This window comes from Bacteroidota bacterium (genome assembly GCA_016713765.1).
GTDB lineage: Bacteria > Bacteroidota > Bacteroidia > AKYH767-A > 2013-40CM-41-45 > Pollutiaquabacter > Pollutiaquabacter aromativorans.
The window spans coordinates 1,769,490-1,786,760 of record JADJON010000001.1; the positions used below are offsets into that span (position 1 = coordinate 1,769,490).

General features: G+C 53.4%; 12 protein-coding genes and 5 tRNA genes. All 17 read left to right on the forward strand.

Features of this window, described 5'->3' with window-relative positions; genetic code table 11:
- Positions 1–78: 78 nt before the first annotated feature.
- The 17 genes from IPJ96_06630 (at position 79) to rpoC (ending at position 17,173) form a co-directional block, all read left to right on the forward strand.
- A complete protein-coding gene (locus IPJ96_06630; GenBank protein MBK7910028.1) occupies positions 79–807 on the forward strand; it encodes a hypothetical protein in 729 nt (242 codons plus the stop codon).
- Between the two features lie 33 nt (positions 808–840).
- On the forward strand, positions 841–1,719 hold the full coding sequence (gene lipA / locus IPJ96_06635; protein ID MBK7910029.1) for a lipoyl synthase: 879 nt from the start codon (positions 841–843) through the stop codon (positions 1,717–1,719).
- 28 nt (positions 1,720–1,747) lie between these two features.
- Positions 1,748–2,743 carry a type I glyceraldehyde-3-phosphate dehydrogenase gene (gene gap / locus IPJ96_06640; GenBank protein MBK7910030.1) on the forward strand — a complete coding sequence of 332 codons (996 nt, stop codon included), beginning with the start codon at positions 1,748–1,750 and terminating at the stop codon, positions 2,741–2,743.
- Positions 2,744–3,434: 691 nt separating this feature from the next.
- A tRNA-Thr gene (locus IPJ96_06645) sits at positions 3,435–3,507 on the forward strand.
- A gap of 27 nt (positions 3,508–3,534) precedes the next feature.
- Positions 3,535–3,617, forward strand: a tRNA-Tyr gene (locus tag IPJ96_06650).
- A gap of 79 nt (positions 3,618–3,696) precedes the next feature.
- Positions 3,697–3,772 (forward strand) — tRNA-Gly (locus IPJ96_06655).
- Between the two features lie 44 nt (positions 3,773–3,816).
- Positions 3,817–3,892 (forward strand) — tRNA-Thr (locus IPJ96_06660).
- A gap of 99 nt (positions 3,893–3,991) precedes the next feature.
- Entirely contained in the window at positions 3,992–5,179 is a 1,188-nt protein-coding gene (tuf, locus tag IPJ96_06665; GenBank protein MBK7910031.1) for an elongation factor Tu, read from the forward strand.
- Positions 5,180–5,646: 467 nt separating this feature from the next.
- Positions 5,647–5,719, forward strand: a tRNA-Trp gene (locus IPJ96_06670).
- 51 nt (positions 5,720–5,770) lie between these two features.
- On the forward strand, positions 5,771–5,965 hold the full coding sequence (secE, locus tag IPJ96_06675) for a preprotein translocase subunit SecE (GenBank protein ID MBK7910032.1): 195 nt from the start codon (positions 5,771–5,773) through the stop codon (positions 5,963–5,965).
- Between the two features lie 13 nt (positions 5,966–5,978).
- Positions 5,979–6,563, forward strand: coding sequence for a transcription termination/antitermination factor NusG (gene nusG / locus IPJ96_06680; GenBank protein ID MBK7910033.1), 585 nt, complete (start codon positions 5,979–5,981; stop codon positions 6,561–6,563).
- A 76-nt stretch (positions 6,564–6,639) separates the two neighbouring features.
- A complete protein-coding gene (gene rplK / locus IPJ96_06685; protein MBK7910034.1) occupies positions 6,640–7,077 on the forward strand; it encodes a 50S ribosomal protein L11 in 438 nt (145 codons plus the stop codon).
- Positions 7,078–7,184: 107 nt separating this feature from the next.
- Positions 7,185–7,877, forward strand: a complete 693-nt coding sequence (locus IPJ96_06690; protein ID MBK7910035.1) for a 50S ribosomal protein L1 — start codon at positions 7,185–7,187, stop codon at positions 7,875–7,877.
- A gap of 36 nt (positions 7,878–7,913) precedes the next feature.
- Positions 7,914–8,438: a 50S ribosomal protein L10 gene (locus tag IPJ96_06695; GenBank protein MBK7910036.1), complete on the forward strand. Its 525-nt coding sequence runs from the start codon at positions 7,914–7,916 to the stop codon at positions 8,436–8,438.
- A gap of 71 nt (positions 8,439–8,509) precedes the next feature.
- On the forward strand, positions 8,510–8,890 hold the full coding sequence (gene rplL / locus IPJ96_06700) for a 50S ribosomal protein L7/L12 (GenBank protein MBK7910037.1): 381 nt from the start codon (positions 8,510–8,512) through the stop codon (positions 8,888–8,890).
- A gap of 100 nt (positions 8,891–8,990) precedes the next feature.
- A complete protein-coding gene (gene rpoB / locus IPJ96_06705) occupies positions 8,991–12,845 on the forward strand; it encodes a DNA-directed RNA polymerase subunit beta (protein ID MBK7910038.1) in 3,855 nt (1,284 codons plus the stop codon).
- Positions 12,846–12,877: 32 nt separating this feature from the next.
- On the forward strand, positions 12,878–17,173 hold the full coding sequence (gene rpoC, locus IPJ96_06710) for a DNA-directed RNA polymerase subunit beta' (GenBank protein MBK7910039.1): 4,296 nt from the start codon (positions 12,878–12,880) through the stop codon (positions 17,171–17,173).
- Positions 17,174–17,271 lie beyond the last annotated feature (98 nt).

Here is a 17,271-nt window from a genome sequence, read left to right on the forward strand (position 1 = left end):
TGATTCCCGTAGCCGGAATTCCGTAGTTTTGTAGTGATGATTTCCCGTCTGCTCGTTTTGCTTGTCGTTTCTATGTTGATGGCCGTTCCTGCGGCTTCGGCACAAGATTCGTTGCGCGTGGCGGATGACGAAACCAACATCCTTTTTAAGAACGAAGCTTCCGGTGGAGTCACCTTCCACAGCAGCGGCCTGGGTATCTCTTTCCGCCGCGGCTGGCATTTGACGGGTTACCGCAAACAAATGCTCGACATCGATTTTGTCTCGCTCCGTCACCCGAAGCAATACAAGCAGCCTAATCCGTATTATCAGGATTCGCGTCCTTTCTTTTTCGGCAAGCTGAACTTCGTCTATCTTCTGCGTGGCGGTTATGGTCGCCAACAAATCCTGTTCAGCAAAGGAGAACGGAGCGGAGTAGAGGTTCGGTATAATTATTATGCCGGAGCAAGTCTTGCGCTCACCAAGCCGGTTTACCTGGATGTCCTGGTCGATAACCCGTTTGATACGCTTTACCGGGTGATTGAAACCCGCCGCTATGACCCCAACGATCCCGACCAACAATCCGTGGAAAACATTTATGGACCCGGACCGTTCTTCAAAGGGTTCGATCAATTGAAGCCTTATCCGGGAGTCTATGGAAAATTCGCCATTTCATTTGAGTATGGCGGGTGGCAACAAAAGATCACAGCGCTGGAAACAGGCGTGGTTGTGGATTACTTCCCCAAAGCCGTTCCCATCATGGCTTATAACAAGAATGAAAACCTGTATGTCAACTTCTACATCTGCCTGCATTGGGGAGGGAAATGGTGAAGCACCAGCTGCGGATTCGAGCGAGACAGGATTATGAAAGCAGAAACAGAGACGCACGACGATCAACCCGTTCGAACCGCAAAGCCCAATTGGCTGCGGGTGAAACTACCGATCGGAGAAGAATACCAGAAGGTCCGGGAAATCGTGAGCGAACACAAGCTGCACACGATCTGTCAGAGCGGTAATTGTCCGAATATGGGTGAATGCTGGGGAGCAGGAACCGCGACCTTCATGATCCTGGGAAATGTATGTACCCGCTCCTGCGGATTCTGCAACGTAGCGACCGGTCGGCCCGAGGCGGTAGATCCTTTTGAGCCGCTTCGCGTAGCGAAGTCCGTGAAGCTCATGGGCGTCAGGCATTGTGTCATTACCTCGGTGGATCGGGACGACTTGAAAGACGGGGGCGCTACCATCTGGGCCGAAACGATCCGGAAGATTCGTGAACTCAATCTGGAAACAACTCTGGAGACCCTCATCCCGGATTTTCAGGGTAACTGGGAAAATCTCCAACAAGTGATAGACGTTCGTCCGGAAGTGATTTCTCATAACCTGGAAACTGTCAGACGCTTGACCAAACTCGTGCGGGTGCAGGCGAAATATGATCGCAGCCTGGAAGTGTTACGGCGTATTGCCGAAGCAGGCATAGCCGCCAAATCGGGGATCATGCTCGGCCTCGGGGAAAGCCGCGAGGAGGTAATCGAGTCCATGATGGACCTTCGGACTTCCGGCGTTTCCATCCTGACGCTGGGGCAATACCTTCAGCCGACACGCGAACACCTTCCGGTGACGGAGTTCATTCACCCCGACACGTTTGCCTCCCTGAAAGAGGAGGGCCTTCGGATGGGTTTCCGGTATGTAGAAAGCGGTCCGCTCGTTCGATCAAGTTATCATGCGGAGAAGCATATTCTCTAATGCTCCCGCTTCACGGATACAATTTCAAATGATCAAGATTGCCATCAACGGCTTCGGCCGAATTGGTCGAATGACCACCCGCGTGTTGTTGAATATGACAGGCGTTGAAATCGTCGCCATCAACGACCTGACCGATAACGCTACGCTTGCACATCTGTTTAAGTACGATTCCATTCATCGCCGTTTCAATGGTACGGTTGAATCGGATGAAAATCATTTGATCCTGAATGGCCGAAAGATCGCCGCGCTGGCCGAGAAGGATCCTTCCAAGTTGCCCTGGAAGTCGATGGGTGTGGATGTCGTGCTGGAATGTACCGGCAAGTTCACCGATCGTGCGGGTGGAGAAATGCACCTGGCCGCCGGAGCACGCAAGGTGTTACTTTCTGCTCCGTCCAAAGGAAAAGAGTCGGTCAAGACGATCGTGTTGGGGGTGAATGACGGAGATTTACAGCCGGATGACGCGATCATTTCCAATGCAAGCTGTACGACGAACAACGCGGCTCCCATGCTCAAGATTCTCGACGATCATTTCGGCATTGAATCCGCATTCGTGACCACGGTGCATAGTTACACGGGCGACCAGAACATCCACGACGCTCCCCACAAGGATCTGAGGCGGGCAAGGGCGGCAGCGGTTAGTATCATTCCAACTACGACCGGAGCGGCGAAAGCGCTCGGTGATGTGTTGCCGCATCTGAATGGAAAGCTGGGTGGTGCCGGAGTTCGGGTGCCCGCGCCGGATGGTTCACTTACCGACATCACCTGCATTCTCCGAAAGCAGACCACCGTTGAAGAGATCAACGGCCTGTTCAAGTCGAAGGCGGAAGGCGAACTGAAAGGTATCCTGGAATACACGGAAGACCCGATCGTGTCGATTGATATAGTAGGCAACCCGAACAGTTGCATTTTTGATGCGCAACTGACCACCGTACTCGGGAGTATGGTAAAAGTGGTGGGCTGGTATGATAATGAGATCGGCTACAGCAACCGTTTAGCCGAACTGGCAAGGCGGGTAGGGGTCTGATTGTCGGATAATCGTCCATCAGGACCCTGATTCGCAATCGTCGCCGATACCACCGGATTCCATTTACCAAGTTGCGCGCGGGATTTTAGCGACAAAATGACCGTTCGAAGCTATTATTCTTGATTTTTAGTAAAAAATTGGGCACTGACAGTCTGGCGCGAAACTTTAATAAAAATTAACCAATAAGTTAGAGGAAATAGGCGTTTATTTGGCCTCGAAGGTTCTTTTTAAGTGATTCGGACAGCCTTTTTTAAGGCATGATTCTTGAACTTCAGCTAAAGAACATCTTTCGGTTGTTAATTGTTAAACGAATAATCAATCCTAATTCCCTAACCGTGATGAATCGCTCGAAAAGCAAGGGAAAAGTAATCAAGGCCCCTGTAACGACGACTGGACCGCGAATCAAGGTTCAACTCGACCATAAAACCACCATGGTGGTACATAGTATGGCCGCCTTCAAAATGTGGAAGAAGCGTTACCCCTTGGCGAAAGTTATCGCCTGAAATTCAGGTATTTAACATCCCGAAAGACGCCCTGGCTGCCAAAGCCGGGGCGTCTTTTTTGTATTCCGGCAACTGTTGAAGCGACCTAACTAAAATATTTTCAGCTGAATTTGAAATTTAAATTGCGATTTCTACCTTTGCAGTCCCTTTTTCGAGGGGGAAGTGTTCTTTGAAAATCGCGCAATTTCGCCGGTGTAGCTCAGTTGGTAGAGCTACTGATTTGTAATCAGTAGGTCGGGGGTTCGAGTCCCTTCACCGGCTCGCGAATAGATAATGATTACCAAAGTTGGGGAGATTCCAGAGCGGCCAAATGGGGCAGACTGTAAATCTGTTGTCTTACGACTTCGGAGGTTCGAATCCTCCTCTCCCCACGAAAATTCTTGGACTTCGGAGGGTTTTAGCTTGTGAGAATCAAGCAAAAAGCCGATCTTCGACGCCCCAAAACCACAAGCGGAAGTAGCTCATTTGGTAGAGCATCAGCCTTCCAAGCTGAGGGTGGCGGGTTCGAGCCCCGTCTTCCGCTCCAAGTACGGATCCGGATCCGGGTTCGCAGTAATAGTGAATACCAACGCCAATGTAGCTCAGTTGGTAGAGCACATCCATGGTAAGGATGAGGTCACCAGTTCGATCCTGGTCATTGGCTCCAATAGTTGATCGTCTGTCTGATCACCAGCTTCCGGTGCGAGTCAGTCGGTCTTAATTGTTTGTACCAACCGATCATTAACAACTAATCATTCGCTAAGCAATGGCAAAAGAGAAATTTGAACGGAATAAGCCGCACGTGAACATCGGTACGATCGGTCACGTGGACCACGGTAAAACGACGCTGACTGCAGCGATCACCACCGTATTGGCTGATAAAGGTCTTGCTGAAACCCGCTCCTTCGACTCGATCGACAACGCTCCTGAGGAAAAAGAGCGCGGTATTACCATTAACACCGCACACGTAGAATACCAGACGGAAAACCGTCACTACGCGCACGTTGACTGTCCGGGCCACGCCGACTATGTGAAGAACATGGTAACGGGTGCCGCTCAGATGGACGGTGCTATCCTCGTGGTAGCTGCCACCGACGGTCCGATGCCGCAGACCCGTGAGCACATCCTGCTCGCTCGTCAGGTAGGCGTTCCGAAGATCGTTGTGTTCCTGAATAAAGTGGACATGGTGGACGATCCCGAACTGCTCGATCTCGTTGAGATGGAAGTTCGCGAACTCCTCAGCTTCTACGAATTCGACGGTGCCAATACCCCGATCATCCGTGGTTCCGCTCTCGGCGGTCTGAATAAAGACGCGAAGTGGGTAGAGACCATCATGCAATTGATGGCTGCAGTTGACTCTTACATCCCGGTTCCTCCGCGTGAAGTCGACAAGCCGTTCCTCATGCCGGTGGAAGACGTGTTCTCCATCACCGGTCGTGGTACCGTAGCTACCGGTCGTATCGAGCGCGGTGTCATCAACTCCGGCGACGACGTGGAAATCATCGGAATGCAGGAGAAGACGCTGAAGTCGACCGTGACCGGTGTGGAAATGTTCCGTAAGATCCTGGATCGTGGTGAAGCCGGCGACAACGTTGGTCTGCTGCTCCGCGGTATTGAAAAGACGGATATCCGCCGTGGAATGGTTATCGCCAAGCCGGGCTCTATCACCCCGCACACCCAGTTCAAAGCTGAGATCTACGTATTGAAGAAAGAAGAAGGCGGTCGCCACACTCCTTTCCACAACAAATACCGTCCTCAGTTCTACCTCCGCACCACCGACGTGACGGGTGAAATCACCCTTCCGGAAGGCCGCGAGATGGTCATGCCGGGTGACAACGTAACCATCACGGTCGAACTCATCCAGCCGGTTGCTATGGACAAAGGTCTTCGCTTCGCTATCCGCGAAGGTGGCCGTACCGTAGGCGCTGGTCAGGTGACCGAGATCATCAAGTAATCCTGATTCTTCAGGATCACGTTTCGGCAACGATAGACAGCAGAAATACCCTGCTGTCTATCGTGCCATAAACGGGTGTAGCTCTCCCGATAGCTATCGGGAGGTAGAGTAGCACTGAATGAACTGATTAAAGGAATATGGGTGTAGCTCTCCCGATAGCTATCGGGAGGTAGAGTAGCACTGAATGAACTGATTATAGGAATACGGGTGTAGCTCTCCCGATAGCTATCGGGAGGTAGAGTAGCACTGAATGAACTGATTAAAGGAATACGGGTGTAGCTCTCCCGATAGCTATCGGGAGGCAGAGTAGCACTGAATAAAATGAGTAAAGGAATACGGGTGTAGCTCTCCCGATAGCTATCGGGAGGTAGAGTAGCACTGAATAAAATGAGTAAAGGAATACGGGTGTAGCTCTCCCGATAGCTATCGGGAGGTAGAGTAGCACTGAATAAAATGAGTAAAGGAATACGGGTGTAGCTCAATTGGTAGAGTAGCGGTCTCCAAAACCGTTGGCTGGGAGTTCGAGTCTCTCCACCCGTGCAACTACATCCACCACCACGAAAGGGTTCATCCCATTATAGTACCTGAAGCATGAGTAAGATCACCGGATATATCAAGGACAGCTACCGCGAACTCGTAGAGAAAGTCAGTTGGCCTACCTGGGAAGAACTCCAGAGCAGCGTCATCGTGGTGATGGTCGCAACAGCCATTATTGGCCTGGTCATCTTCCTGATGGACCTTGGCTTCGCTGGCATCATGAACCTGTTCTATAAGATCACCGGATAAGTAAACACGTACCATGACCGAGACCAAGCAAAAAGCCGCGGACAACGCAGCCGGCAAGGAGATCGCCCGGAAGTGGTACGTCGTCCGTGCCATCAGCGGCAAGGAGAAGAAGGTGAAACAGTATATCGAGTCGGAAGTCTCCCGTTTGAAACTGGGTGACTATGTCGCTCAGGTACTGATTCCGACCGAGAAGTTTTACCAGATCAAGAATGGTAAGAAGGTCAGCAAGGAACGGAACATCCTTCCGGGATATGTATTGCTCGAAGCCGCACTGGTGGGGGAGATTCCACACATCATTGAGAATATCAACGGTGTGATCTCTTTCCTGGGTCCCAAAGGCGAAGCCCCGGTTCCGCTGCGTCAGTCGGAAGTGAACCGGATCCTGGGAAAAATGGACGAGATGTCCGATTCCGAAGCGGTGATCACCGTACCGTTCGTGGTTGGCGAGAGTGTGAAAGTCATCGATGGTCCGTTCAACAGTTTCAGCGGCATCATCGAAGAGATCAATGAAGAAAAGAAGAAACTCAAAGTGATGGTCAAGATCTTCGGACGTAAGACCCCGCTTGAGTTGAATTATATGCAAGTAGAGAAAGAGTAAACCGCAGGTGAGCCGATACCGTTCCCCGCTTCCAGGATAACGGTGTCAGGAGTGCTCCTGCACAATGCATACAACGATGGCAAAAGAAATCGCAACATATATCAAGCTCCAGGTGAAAGGCGGAGCCGCTAACCCGGCACCTCCGATCGGTCCCGCACTCGGTGCGAAGGGCGTAAACATCATGGAGTTCTGCAAGCAGTTCAACGCGCGCACGCAGGACCAGCCGGGTAAGGTGCTCCCCGTGATCATCACGGTGTATACCGACAAGTCGTTCGACTTCGTCATCAAGACTCCTCCCGCGGCCGTTCAGATCATGGAAGCAGCCAAGATCAAAGGCGGTTCCAAAGAACCGAACCGGTCCAAAGTCGGCACCATCAACTGGGAACAGGTCCGCAAGATCGCCGAGATCAAGATGCCCGACCTGAACTGCTTCACCATTGAATCTGCCATGAGCATGGTGGCCGGCACGGCCCGCTCCATGGGGGTCACGGTAGAAGGGGATCGCCCGTTCTGATTCCTGCAGACAAGGAGTTTACCCGGATCTGATCCGGTCAATTTATTCAATAACCGAAGGAGGGTGCGATCATCTCAACCCCGCTTGTACTTCAAAAACGTTCATTCATGGCTCGTCTCAGCAAAAAGAGAAAACTTGCTATGTCCAAAGTGGACCAGAGCAAGTCGTACACCCTGGCCGAAGCATCCAAGCTGGTCAAGGAAGTTACTACCACCAAATTCGACGCATCCGTCGACCTGAGCATCCGCCTCGGGGTCGATCCCCGCAAAGCCAACCAGATGGTGCGGGGCGTCGTGACCCTTCCGCATGGAACCGGTAAGACCAAGCGCGTACTCGTGCTCTGCACTCCCGACAAGGAGGCAGAAGCGAAAGAGGCGGGCGCAGACTTCGTAGGACTGGATGAATACATCCAGAAGATCGAGCAGGGCTGGACCGACATCGACGTGGTCATCACCATGCCGAGCGCGATGGGTAAAGTCGGTAAACTCGGTAAGGTGCTGGGTCCGCGTAACCTCATGCCGAACCCGAAGACCGGTACCGTTACCAACGATATCGGCAAGGCCGTGAAAGAAGTAAAAGCCGGTAAGATCGACTTCAAAGTCGACAAGCAGGGCATCATCCATACCTCCGTTGGCAAGGCTTCGTTCGACGCTAAGAAGATCGAAGAGAACGCAAACGAGATCCTTCAGACGATCATCAAGCTGAAGCCGTCCGCGGCCAAAGGCACCTACATGAAGTCGGTGTACATCTCCAGCACGATGAGTCCTTCCGTTCAGATCGATACGAAGACCCTCGCCTGATCCATTCATTAACCGGTTTCAAAAACGAACAATCCAATGAAACGCGAAGAAAAAGACGTGATCATCTCCGAGATCACGGAACTGCTCGATAAATACCCGAACGTTTACGTGGCCGATACGTCCACGCTGACCGTCGACAAGACCAACCAACTGCGCCGTATTTGTTTCAACAAAGGCGTCAAGATGCTGGTGGCGAAGAATACCCTGATCCGCAAGGCCATGGAGAAAAAGAACCAGGAGGCCTATCAGGAGTTGTTCGCTGCTTTAAAAGGCACCAGCGCCCTGATGTTCTGTGAGACGGGCAATGTTCCGGCAAAGGTCATCAAGGAATTCCGTAAAGCGGCCGACCGTCCTGCACTCAAAGGTGCCTGGATCGATACCGCCGTTTTCCTTGGCGATAACCAACTCGATACGCTCGCAGCTATCAAGTCGAAGAACGAACTCATCGGCGAGATCATCGGCCTCCTCCAGTCTCCGGCAAGCAACGTGGTGTCCGCGCTGCAAAGCTCCGGCGGCAAACTGGCCGGTATCGTCAAGACGCTCTCCGAGCGCGCCGCTTAATCCGAATGCTTCCAATCCAAATATCCCATTACCTAACTAACGAAATCTAAAACAATCAAAACCTAATAGTCATGGCAGACCTGAAAGCATTTGCCGAACAGCTCGTAAACCTGTCGGTAAAAGAAGTTAACGAACTCGCAAAGATCCTGAAGGATGAGTACGGTATTGAACCGGCCGCTGCAGCAGTAGCTATTGCCGCTCCCGGAGCCGGTGGTGGTGATGCAGGCGGTGCCGCTGAGAAGACCTCCTTCGATGTGATCCTGAAGAGCCCGGGCGGCGCTAAGCTGAACGTGGTGAAACTCGTAAAAGAGATCACCGGCCTCGGCCTGAAAGAAGCGAAGGACCTCGTTGATGGCGCCCCGAAGCCCCTCAAAGAAGGCGTTTCGAAAGAAGAAGCCAACCAGATCAAGGCACAATTGGAAGAGGCAGGAGCAGAGATTGAGATCAAGTAAGGACTCGGCCTGCCCGCGCCTCTGGATAGACCTCTCCCCGGCATTTCCGGGGAGAGGTCTATAACCATTTTTAGCCGGTGAGCTCCAGACACCGGTTGAAATGTTGAATTCCTTACCTGATCAAACTCCCAGCATCGTGTCCAACACCCCCATCACCCCAACGAAGCGGATCAGCTTCGCGCGCAGCAAGCACCCGGTCGACTATCCGGATTTTCTTGAAATCCAGCTGAAGTCATTCCAGGACTTTTTCCAGCTTGAAACCACGGCGGACAACCGCCAGAAGGAAGGTCTCTTCAAAGTATTCAACGAGAACTTCCCAATCACGGATTCGCGGAACAACTTCGTTCTCGAGTTCCTTGATTACTTCGTAGACCCGCCACGTTACTCGATCGACGAGTGTATCGAGCGTGGTCTCACCTACAGCGTACCGCTGAAGGCAAAACTTAAACTCTACTGCACCGACCCCGAGCACGAGGATTTCGAAACCATCGTGCAGGATGTGTATCTCGGCCAGATCCCGTACATGACCCCCAAAGGGACGTTCGTGATCAACGGCGCCGAGCGCGTCATCGTGTCGCAGCTGCACCGTTCTCCGGGCGTTTTCTTCGGCCAAAGCCGTCACGCCAACGGAACGAAACTCTACTCCGCACGCGTTATTCCGTTCAAGGGTTCGTGGATCGAATTCGCCACGGACATCAACAACGTGATGTACGCCTACATCGACCGGAAGAAGAAATTCCCGGTTACCACCCTGTTGCGTGCGATCGGGTACCAGACTGATAAGGAAATCCTCGAGATCTTCGGCCTGGCCGACGAATTCAAGGTGACCAAATCTGGCATCAAGAGTGTCCTCAACCGCCGTCTGGCTGCCCGGGTACTAAAGTCCTGGGTGGAAGACTTCGTCGACGAGGATACCGGTGAAGTGGTGTCCATCGAGCGGAACGAAGTGATCATCGAGCGCGAAACGGTTCTCGAAGAACACCACCTCGATCAGATCATCGAGTCCGGCGTGAAGTCGATTATTCTCCATAAGGAGGATTCGAACGCGAACGACTATTCGATCATCTACAATACCCTGCAAAAAGATACCTCCAATTCCGAGAAGGAAGCGGTGGAACACATCTACCGCCAGCTTCGGAACGCGGAGCCACCCGATGAGGAAACGGCACGCGGCATCATCGATAAACTCTTCTTCTCCGACAAACGCTACGACCTGGGAGACGTCGGCCGTTACCGGATCAACAAGAAACTCGGGCTGGAGATCCCCGAGGACACGAAGGTGCTGACCAAGGCCGATATCATCGAGATCATCAAGCACCTTATCCAGCTGATCAACTCGAAGGCGGAAGTCGACGATATCGATCACCTTTCGAACCGCCGTGTCCGGACCGTTGGCGAACAGTTGTATTCCCAGTTCGGAGTAGGTCTGGCCCGTATGGCCCGTACCATCCGCGAGCGGATGAACGTACGCGACAACGAAGTGTTCACACCTGCCGACCTGATCAATGCGAAGACACTCTCTTCGGTGATCAATTCGTTCTTCGGTACGAACCAGCTTTCGCAGTTCATGGACCAGACAAATCCGCTGGCCGAAATCACGCACAAACGACGCCTGTCCGCACTCGGACCCGGCGGTCTGTCGCGTGAGCGTGCCGGTTTCGAGGTCCGTGACGTACACTATACGCACTATGGACGCCTCTGTACGATCGAGACGCCGGAAGGACCGAACATCGGTCTTATCTCCTCGCTCTGCGTACACGCAAAAATCAATAACCTCGGTTTCATCGAAACTCCGTATCGCACTGTTTCCAGTGGTAAGGTAGATGTCGAGAAACCGGTACTCTACCTCACCGCCGAGGAAGAGGACGATAAAGTGATCGCAAACGCGAACACCGAGATCGACGAGAAAGGCGACTTCCTGGAAACCCGTATCAAAGCGCGTTACCAGGGTGACTTCCCCGTTCTCGAGAAAGAGCGCCTCGACCTGATCGATATCGCGCCGAACCAGATCGCTTCCATTGCCGCTTCGCTGATCCCGTTCCTCGAACACGATGACGCGAACCGCGCGCTCATGGGATCGAACATGCAACGTCAGGCTGTGCCGCTGCTGCGTCCGGAAGCTCCGGTCGTGGGTACCGGCCTCGAAGGACTGGTGGCACGCGACTCGCGCGTACTGATCAACGCCGAAGGCGACGGTACCGTCGAGTATGTGGATGCGAACGAGATTGTCATTCGCTACACGCGGAAAGAGCATGAGAAAATGGTCAGCTTCGAAGACGATGTGAAGTCCTACAAGCTCACCAAGTTCATGAAGACCAACCAGAGCACCTGTATCAACCTGAAGCCGATCGTCCTCAAAGGACAGAAGGTGAAGAAGGGTCAGGTCCTGTGTGAGGGATATGCTACCCAGAATGGTGAACTCGGCCTGGGTCGTAACCTGAAAGTGGCGTTCATGCCGTGGAAAGGTTACAACTTCGAGGATGCCATCGTGATCTCCGAGCGCGTCATCCGCGAGGACATCTTTACCTCCTTGCACATCGACGAGTATAGCCTGGAAGTCCGCGACACCAAGCGCGGTATGGAAGAACTCACAGCCGATATCCCGAACGTGAGTGAAGAAGCCACCCGCGAGCTCGACGAAAACGGTATCATCCGCATCGGCGCGGAGGTGAACGAAGGGGATATTCTCATCGGTAAAATCACACCGAAAGGGGAGACGGATCCGTCTCCGGAAGAGAAACTCCTGCGCGCAATCTTCGGCGATAAGGCCGGTGATGTGAAGGATGCTTCACTGAAAGTTCCGCCGTCTGTCAAAGGTGTCGTCATTGACAAGCGTTTGTTCTCCCGTGTGATCACGAAGGACAAGGCCGCTAAGAACGACGAGAAAGTCCAGGTCGAGAAACTCGACAAGGAATACAACCAGCAGATCGCCGAATTGCAGGAAAAGCTTGTTGACAAGCTCTTCGTGCTGGTGAGCGGAAAGACCGCCCAGGGTGTGACCGACATCTTCAAAGAAGTCGTGATTCCGAAAGGCGCCAAGTTCACCCAGAAGATGTTGTCCGAGATCAACTACGATACGGTTGATCCGGATAAGTGGACCACCGATAAGGACCGCAACGACCTGATCAAGCAGTTGCTCCACAACTTTAAGATCAAGTTCAATGAAGTGACCGGCCTGTATAAGCGCAAGAAGTTCGCGCTCACGGTCGGTGACGAATTGCCTCCCGGAATCGTGCAGTTGGCCAAAGTTTACATCGCCAAGAAGCGTAAGCTGAAGGTCGGTGATAAGATGGCCGGACGTCACGGTAACAAGGGTATCGTTGCCAAGATCGTTCGCGACGAAGACATGCCGTTCCTGGAAGACGGAACACCGGTCGACATCGTACTCAACCCGCTGGGCGTACCGTCGCGTATGAACCTCGGTCAGATCTACGAAACCATTCTCGGATGGGCAGGGGAGAAGCTGGGCATGAAGTTCGGTACTCCGATCTTCGACGGTGCTACGATCGAACAGATCGACGAGTACGTTTCGAAAGCCGGCCTGCCGAAATTCGGAAGTACCCGCCTGATCGATGGTCTCTCCGGCGTACAGTTCGATCAGCCTGCGACTGTTGGCGTCATCTACATGATGAAGCTGGGTCACATGGTCGACGACAAGATGCACGCCCGCTCGATCGGTCCGTACTCGCTCATCACGCAGCAGCCGCTGGGTGGTAAGGCGCAGTTCGGTGGCCAGCGTTTCGGGGAAATGGAAGTTTGGGCGCTGGAAGCTTTCGGCGCGGCCAACATCCTTCAGGAGATTCTGACGGTCAAGTCCGACGATGTAATCGGCCGGGCGAAGACCTACGAAGCCATCGTGAAGGGCGACAACCTCCCGACGCCGGGTATTCCGGAATCGTTCAACGTATTGTTGCACGAACTCCGCGGCCTTTGCCTGAAAGTCACACTTGACTGATCAGGCCGTCATTAACCTCTCAAGAAACGAACATGGCGACCAGAAAAGAAATAAAGATCAAATCGAATTTCAGCAAGATCATCATCAGCCTTGCTTCTCCGGAACACATCCTGGAGCAGTCGAGCGGTGAGGTGCTCAAGCCGGAGACCATCAACTACCGGACCTACAAGCCGGAGCGTGACGGACTCTTCTGTGAGCGAATCTTCGGTCCGGTAAAGGACTGGGAATGTCACTGCGGCAAGTACAAGCGTATCCGCTACAAGGGGATCGTTTGCGACCGCTGCGGTGTCGAGGTTACGGAAAAGAAAGTGCGCCGCGAGCGCATGGGCCACATCACCCTCACGGTGCCGGTTGCCCATATCTGGTATTTCCGTTCCCTGCCGAATAAAATCGGTTACCTGCTCGGGCTTCCGACCAAGAAGCTCGACATGATCATCTACTACGAACGTTACGTGGTGATCCAGGCCGGTGTCAAGGCTCAGGAAGGATTGAATTATCTCGACTTCCTCACGGAAGAAGAATACCTCCAGCACCTGGAGACCTTGCCGAAAGAGAATCAGCACCTCGACGAGAAGGATCCGAACAAATTCATCGCCAAGATGGGCGCTGAAGCCTTGTACGACCTGCTCAGCCGACTCGATCTGGATGGCCTTTCGTATTCGCTCCGTCACCAGGCCAGCACCGAAACTTCCCAGCAACGGAAGAACGAAGCTCTCAAGCGCCTGAATGTGGTGGAAGCGTTCCGCGAAGCGAACAATCACATCGAGAACCGTCCCGAGTGGATGATCGTGAAAGTCGTGCCGGTGATTCCTCCGGAATTGCGCCCACTCGTTCCGCTGGACGGTGGTCGTTTCGCCACCTCTGACCTCAACGACCTTTATCGTCGTGTCATCATCCGTAACAACCGTCTGAAGCGCCTCATCGAGATCAAAGCTCCGGACGTGATCCTGCGTAACGAGAAACGCATGCTGCAGGAGGCCGTTGACTCGCTCTTTGACAATTCCCGTAAGGTGAATGCGGTCAAGACCGAATCGAACCGCGCCCTCAAGTCGCTTTCGGACTCGCTCAAGGGTAAACAAGGCCGATTCCGTCAGAATCTCCTCGGTAAACGCGTCGATTATTCCGCCCGTTCGGTTATTGTCGTAGGTCCTGAAATGAAGCTGCACGAGTGCGGTCTTCCGAAAGACATGGCTGCCGAACTCTTCAAGCCGTTCATCATCCGTAAGATGATCGAGCGCGGTGTGGTGAAGACGGTTAAGTCGGCCAAGAAAATCGTCGATCGTAAGGACCCGTTGGTATGGGACATTCTGGAAAACGTCCTCAAAGGGCATCCGGTGCTCCTCAACCGCGCACCTACCCTGCACCGCTTGGGTATCCAGGCCTTCCAGCCGAAACTGATCGAGGGAAAGGCTATCCAGTTGCATCCGCTTGTTTGTACCGCCTTCAACGCTGACTTCGACGGTGACCAGATGGCCGTGCACGTTCCGCTCGGAAATGCCGCCATCCTCGAAGCGCAGATGCTGATGCTGGCGTCGCATAACATCCTCAACCCTGCGAACGGAGCTCCTATCGCCGTTCCTTCTCAGGACATGGTACTTGGTCTGTATTATACGACCAAGGAAAGGAAGACGGATGCCAGCTATACCGTGAAAGGGGAGGGAATGAAGTTCTATTCGCCCGAAGAGGTAATCATGGCCTATAACGAAGGCCGAGTGGAACTCCATGCCTCGATCCATGTGAAGGTCCGTGTCCGCAAGGAGGATGATACCCTGGCAATGGAAATGACCCCAACCACGGTCGGTCGTGTCCTGTTCAACCAGGTCGTGCCCGAGGAAATGGGCTACATCAACCAACTGCTCACGAAGAAAGCGCTTCGCGACATCATCGGAAACATCCTGAAGGTGTGCGGAACTGCCAAATCGGCGAAGTTCCTCGATGATATGAAGGACCTCGGATTCCAGATGGCCTTCCGTGGCGGTTTGTCCTTCAACCTGGCCGACGTCAAGATTCCGGACGTCAAGCATACGCTGATCGACAAGGCGCACGCCGAAGTGGAAGAGGTGATGAACAACTACAACATGGGTTTCATCACCTACAACGAACGATACAATCAGATCATCGATATCTGGACCCGCACCAGCTCCCGCATCACCGATACGTTGATGAAGCAATTGACGACCGATCGTCAGGGTTTCAACTCGATCTACATGATGCTCGATTCCGGAGCCCGCGGTTCCAAAGAACAGATCCGTCAGCTCGGCGGTATGCGCGGTCTTATGGCCAAGCCGCAAAAAAGCGGCGCAACCGGCGGAGAGATCATCGAGAACCCGATTCTTTCCAACTTCAAGGAAGGACTGTCGATTCTCGAGTACTTCATCTCCACGCACGGTGCCCGTAAGGGTCTTGCCGATACCGCGTTGAAGACCGCTGACGCCGGCTACCTGACCCGTCGTCTGGTTGACGTGGCGCAGGATGTCATCATCACCGACGAAGACTGCGGTACGCTCCGCGGACTTCCGATGACCGCCCTCAAGAATAACGAGGAAGTGGTTGAGTCGCTGTATGACCGAATCCTGGGTCGCGTATCGGTTCACGACGTGTATCATCCGCATACGGGCGAGCTGATCATGACCGCCGGTACGGAGATCAACGAAGTGATCGCCGCCATCATCGAAGAATCGCCGGTCGAGACCGTCGAGATCCGTTCGGTGCTTACCTGCGAATCCGATCGTGGTGTTTGTGCCAAGTGTTACGGCCGAAACCTCGCCACCGGTCGCATGGTACAGAAAGGCGAAGCAGTCGGCGTTATCGCTGCGCAGTCCATCGGTGAACCGGGTACCCAGCTCACCCTGCGTACCTTCCACGTGGGTGGTGTCGCTCAGAAGGGTGCTTCCGATTCCGAATTGAAAGCCAAGTACGCAGGCCGACTGGAATTCGAAGACATCAAGACCGTTACCTATAAGGATGGTTCGAAGAGCTACGAAGTAGTCATCGGTCGTTCCGGAGAAGTACGGATTGTCGATACCAATACCGGCACCGTCCTTACCACGAATAACATTCCGTACGGTTCCAAACTGTATGTCAAGGACAAGACGGTAGCGGAGAAGGGCACCCTCATCTGCGATTGGGACCCGTACAACGCTGTCATTCTCTCGGAGTTCCCCGGTAAGATCGACTTCGAACACATCGAGGAAGGCGTCACCTTCCGCGAAGAGTCCGACGAACAAACGGGCTATCGTGAGAAAGTGATCATCGAGACCCGCGATAAGACTAAAAACCCGGCAATCAAGATCCTTGACGAGAAGAAGGAAGGCATCAAGTCGTACAACATTCCGGTAGGCGCTCACATCATGGTGAACGTAGGCCAGAAGATCCAGGCTGGTGAGATCCTTGTCAAGATTCCGCGTTCAACCGGACGCATGGGTGATATCACCGGCGGTCTGCCGCGCGTTACGGAACTCTTCGAAGCGCGTAACCCCAGCAACCCGGCAACCGTGTCGGAGATCGACGGTGTCGTTTCTTACGGTGGCATCAAGCGCGGTAATCGCGAGATCATCATCACCTCGCGTGACGGGGAAGTCAAGAAGTACCTCGTAGCGCTGTCCAAGCACATCCTTGTGCAGGATAATGACTTCGTTCGTGCAGGCGATCCGTTGTCGGATGGCAGCATCAGCCCGGGCGATATCCTTTCGATCAAAGGACCTTCGCAGGTTCAGGAGTATCTCGTCAATGAGGTACAGGAAGTATACCGTATGCAGGGTGTGAAGATCAACGACAAGCACTTCGAAGTGATCGTCCGTCAGATGATGCGTAAAGTCGTCATCGAAGATCCGGGCGATACCATGTTCCTCGAGCGTGAATACGTTGACCGGATCGATTTCATGAAAGAGAACGAAGCCATCCGTGACAAGGTTGTGGTATTGGAGCCCGGCGACTCTACCGAAATCAAAGCAGGACAGATCACAACGCTCCGCAAGCTGCGGGAGGAGAATTCGATCCTCAAGCGTAAGGATTTGCGCCAGGTAGAAGCCCGCGACGCCATCCCGGCAACCTCCTCACCGGTACTGCAGGGTATCACCCAGGCTTCCTTACATACGAAGAGCTGGATCTCGGCGGCTTCCTTCCAGGAAACCACCAAGGTGCTCAACGAGGCTGCCGTCAACGGCAAGATCGATGACCTGCTCGGCCTGAAGGAAAACGTGATCGTCGGCCACCTCATCCCGGCCGGTACCGGATTGCGCGAGTACGATAAACTTATCGTCGGTTCCCAGGAGGAGTATGATCTCCTCATGGCATCCAAGGACGAGGAAGAAGTCGGTACCCGCTGATTCCTGACGAATAATTGAACGAAACGCCCCGGAAGACCCGGGGCGTTTTTTTTGAAGGGGAACGACGGTTTTTTAGGATATTTGTATCATACGTACAA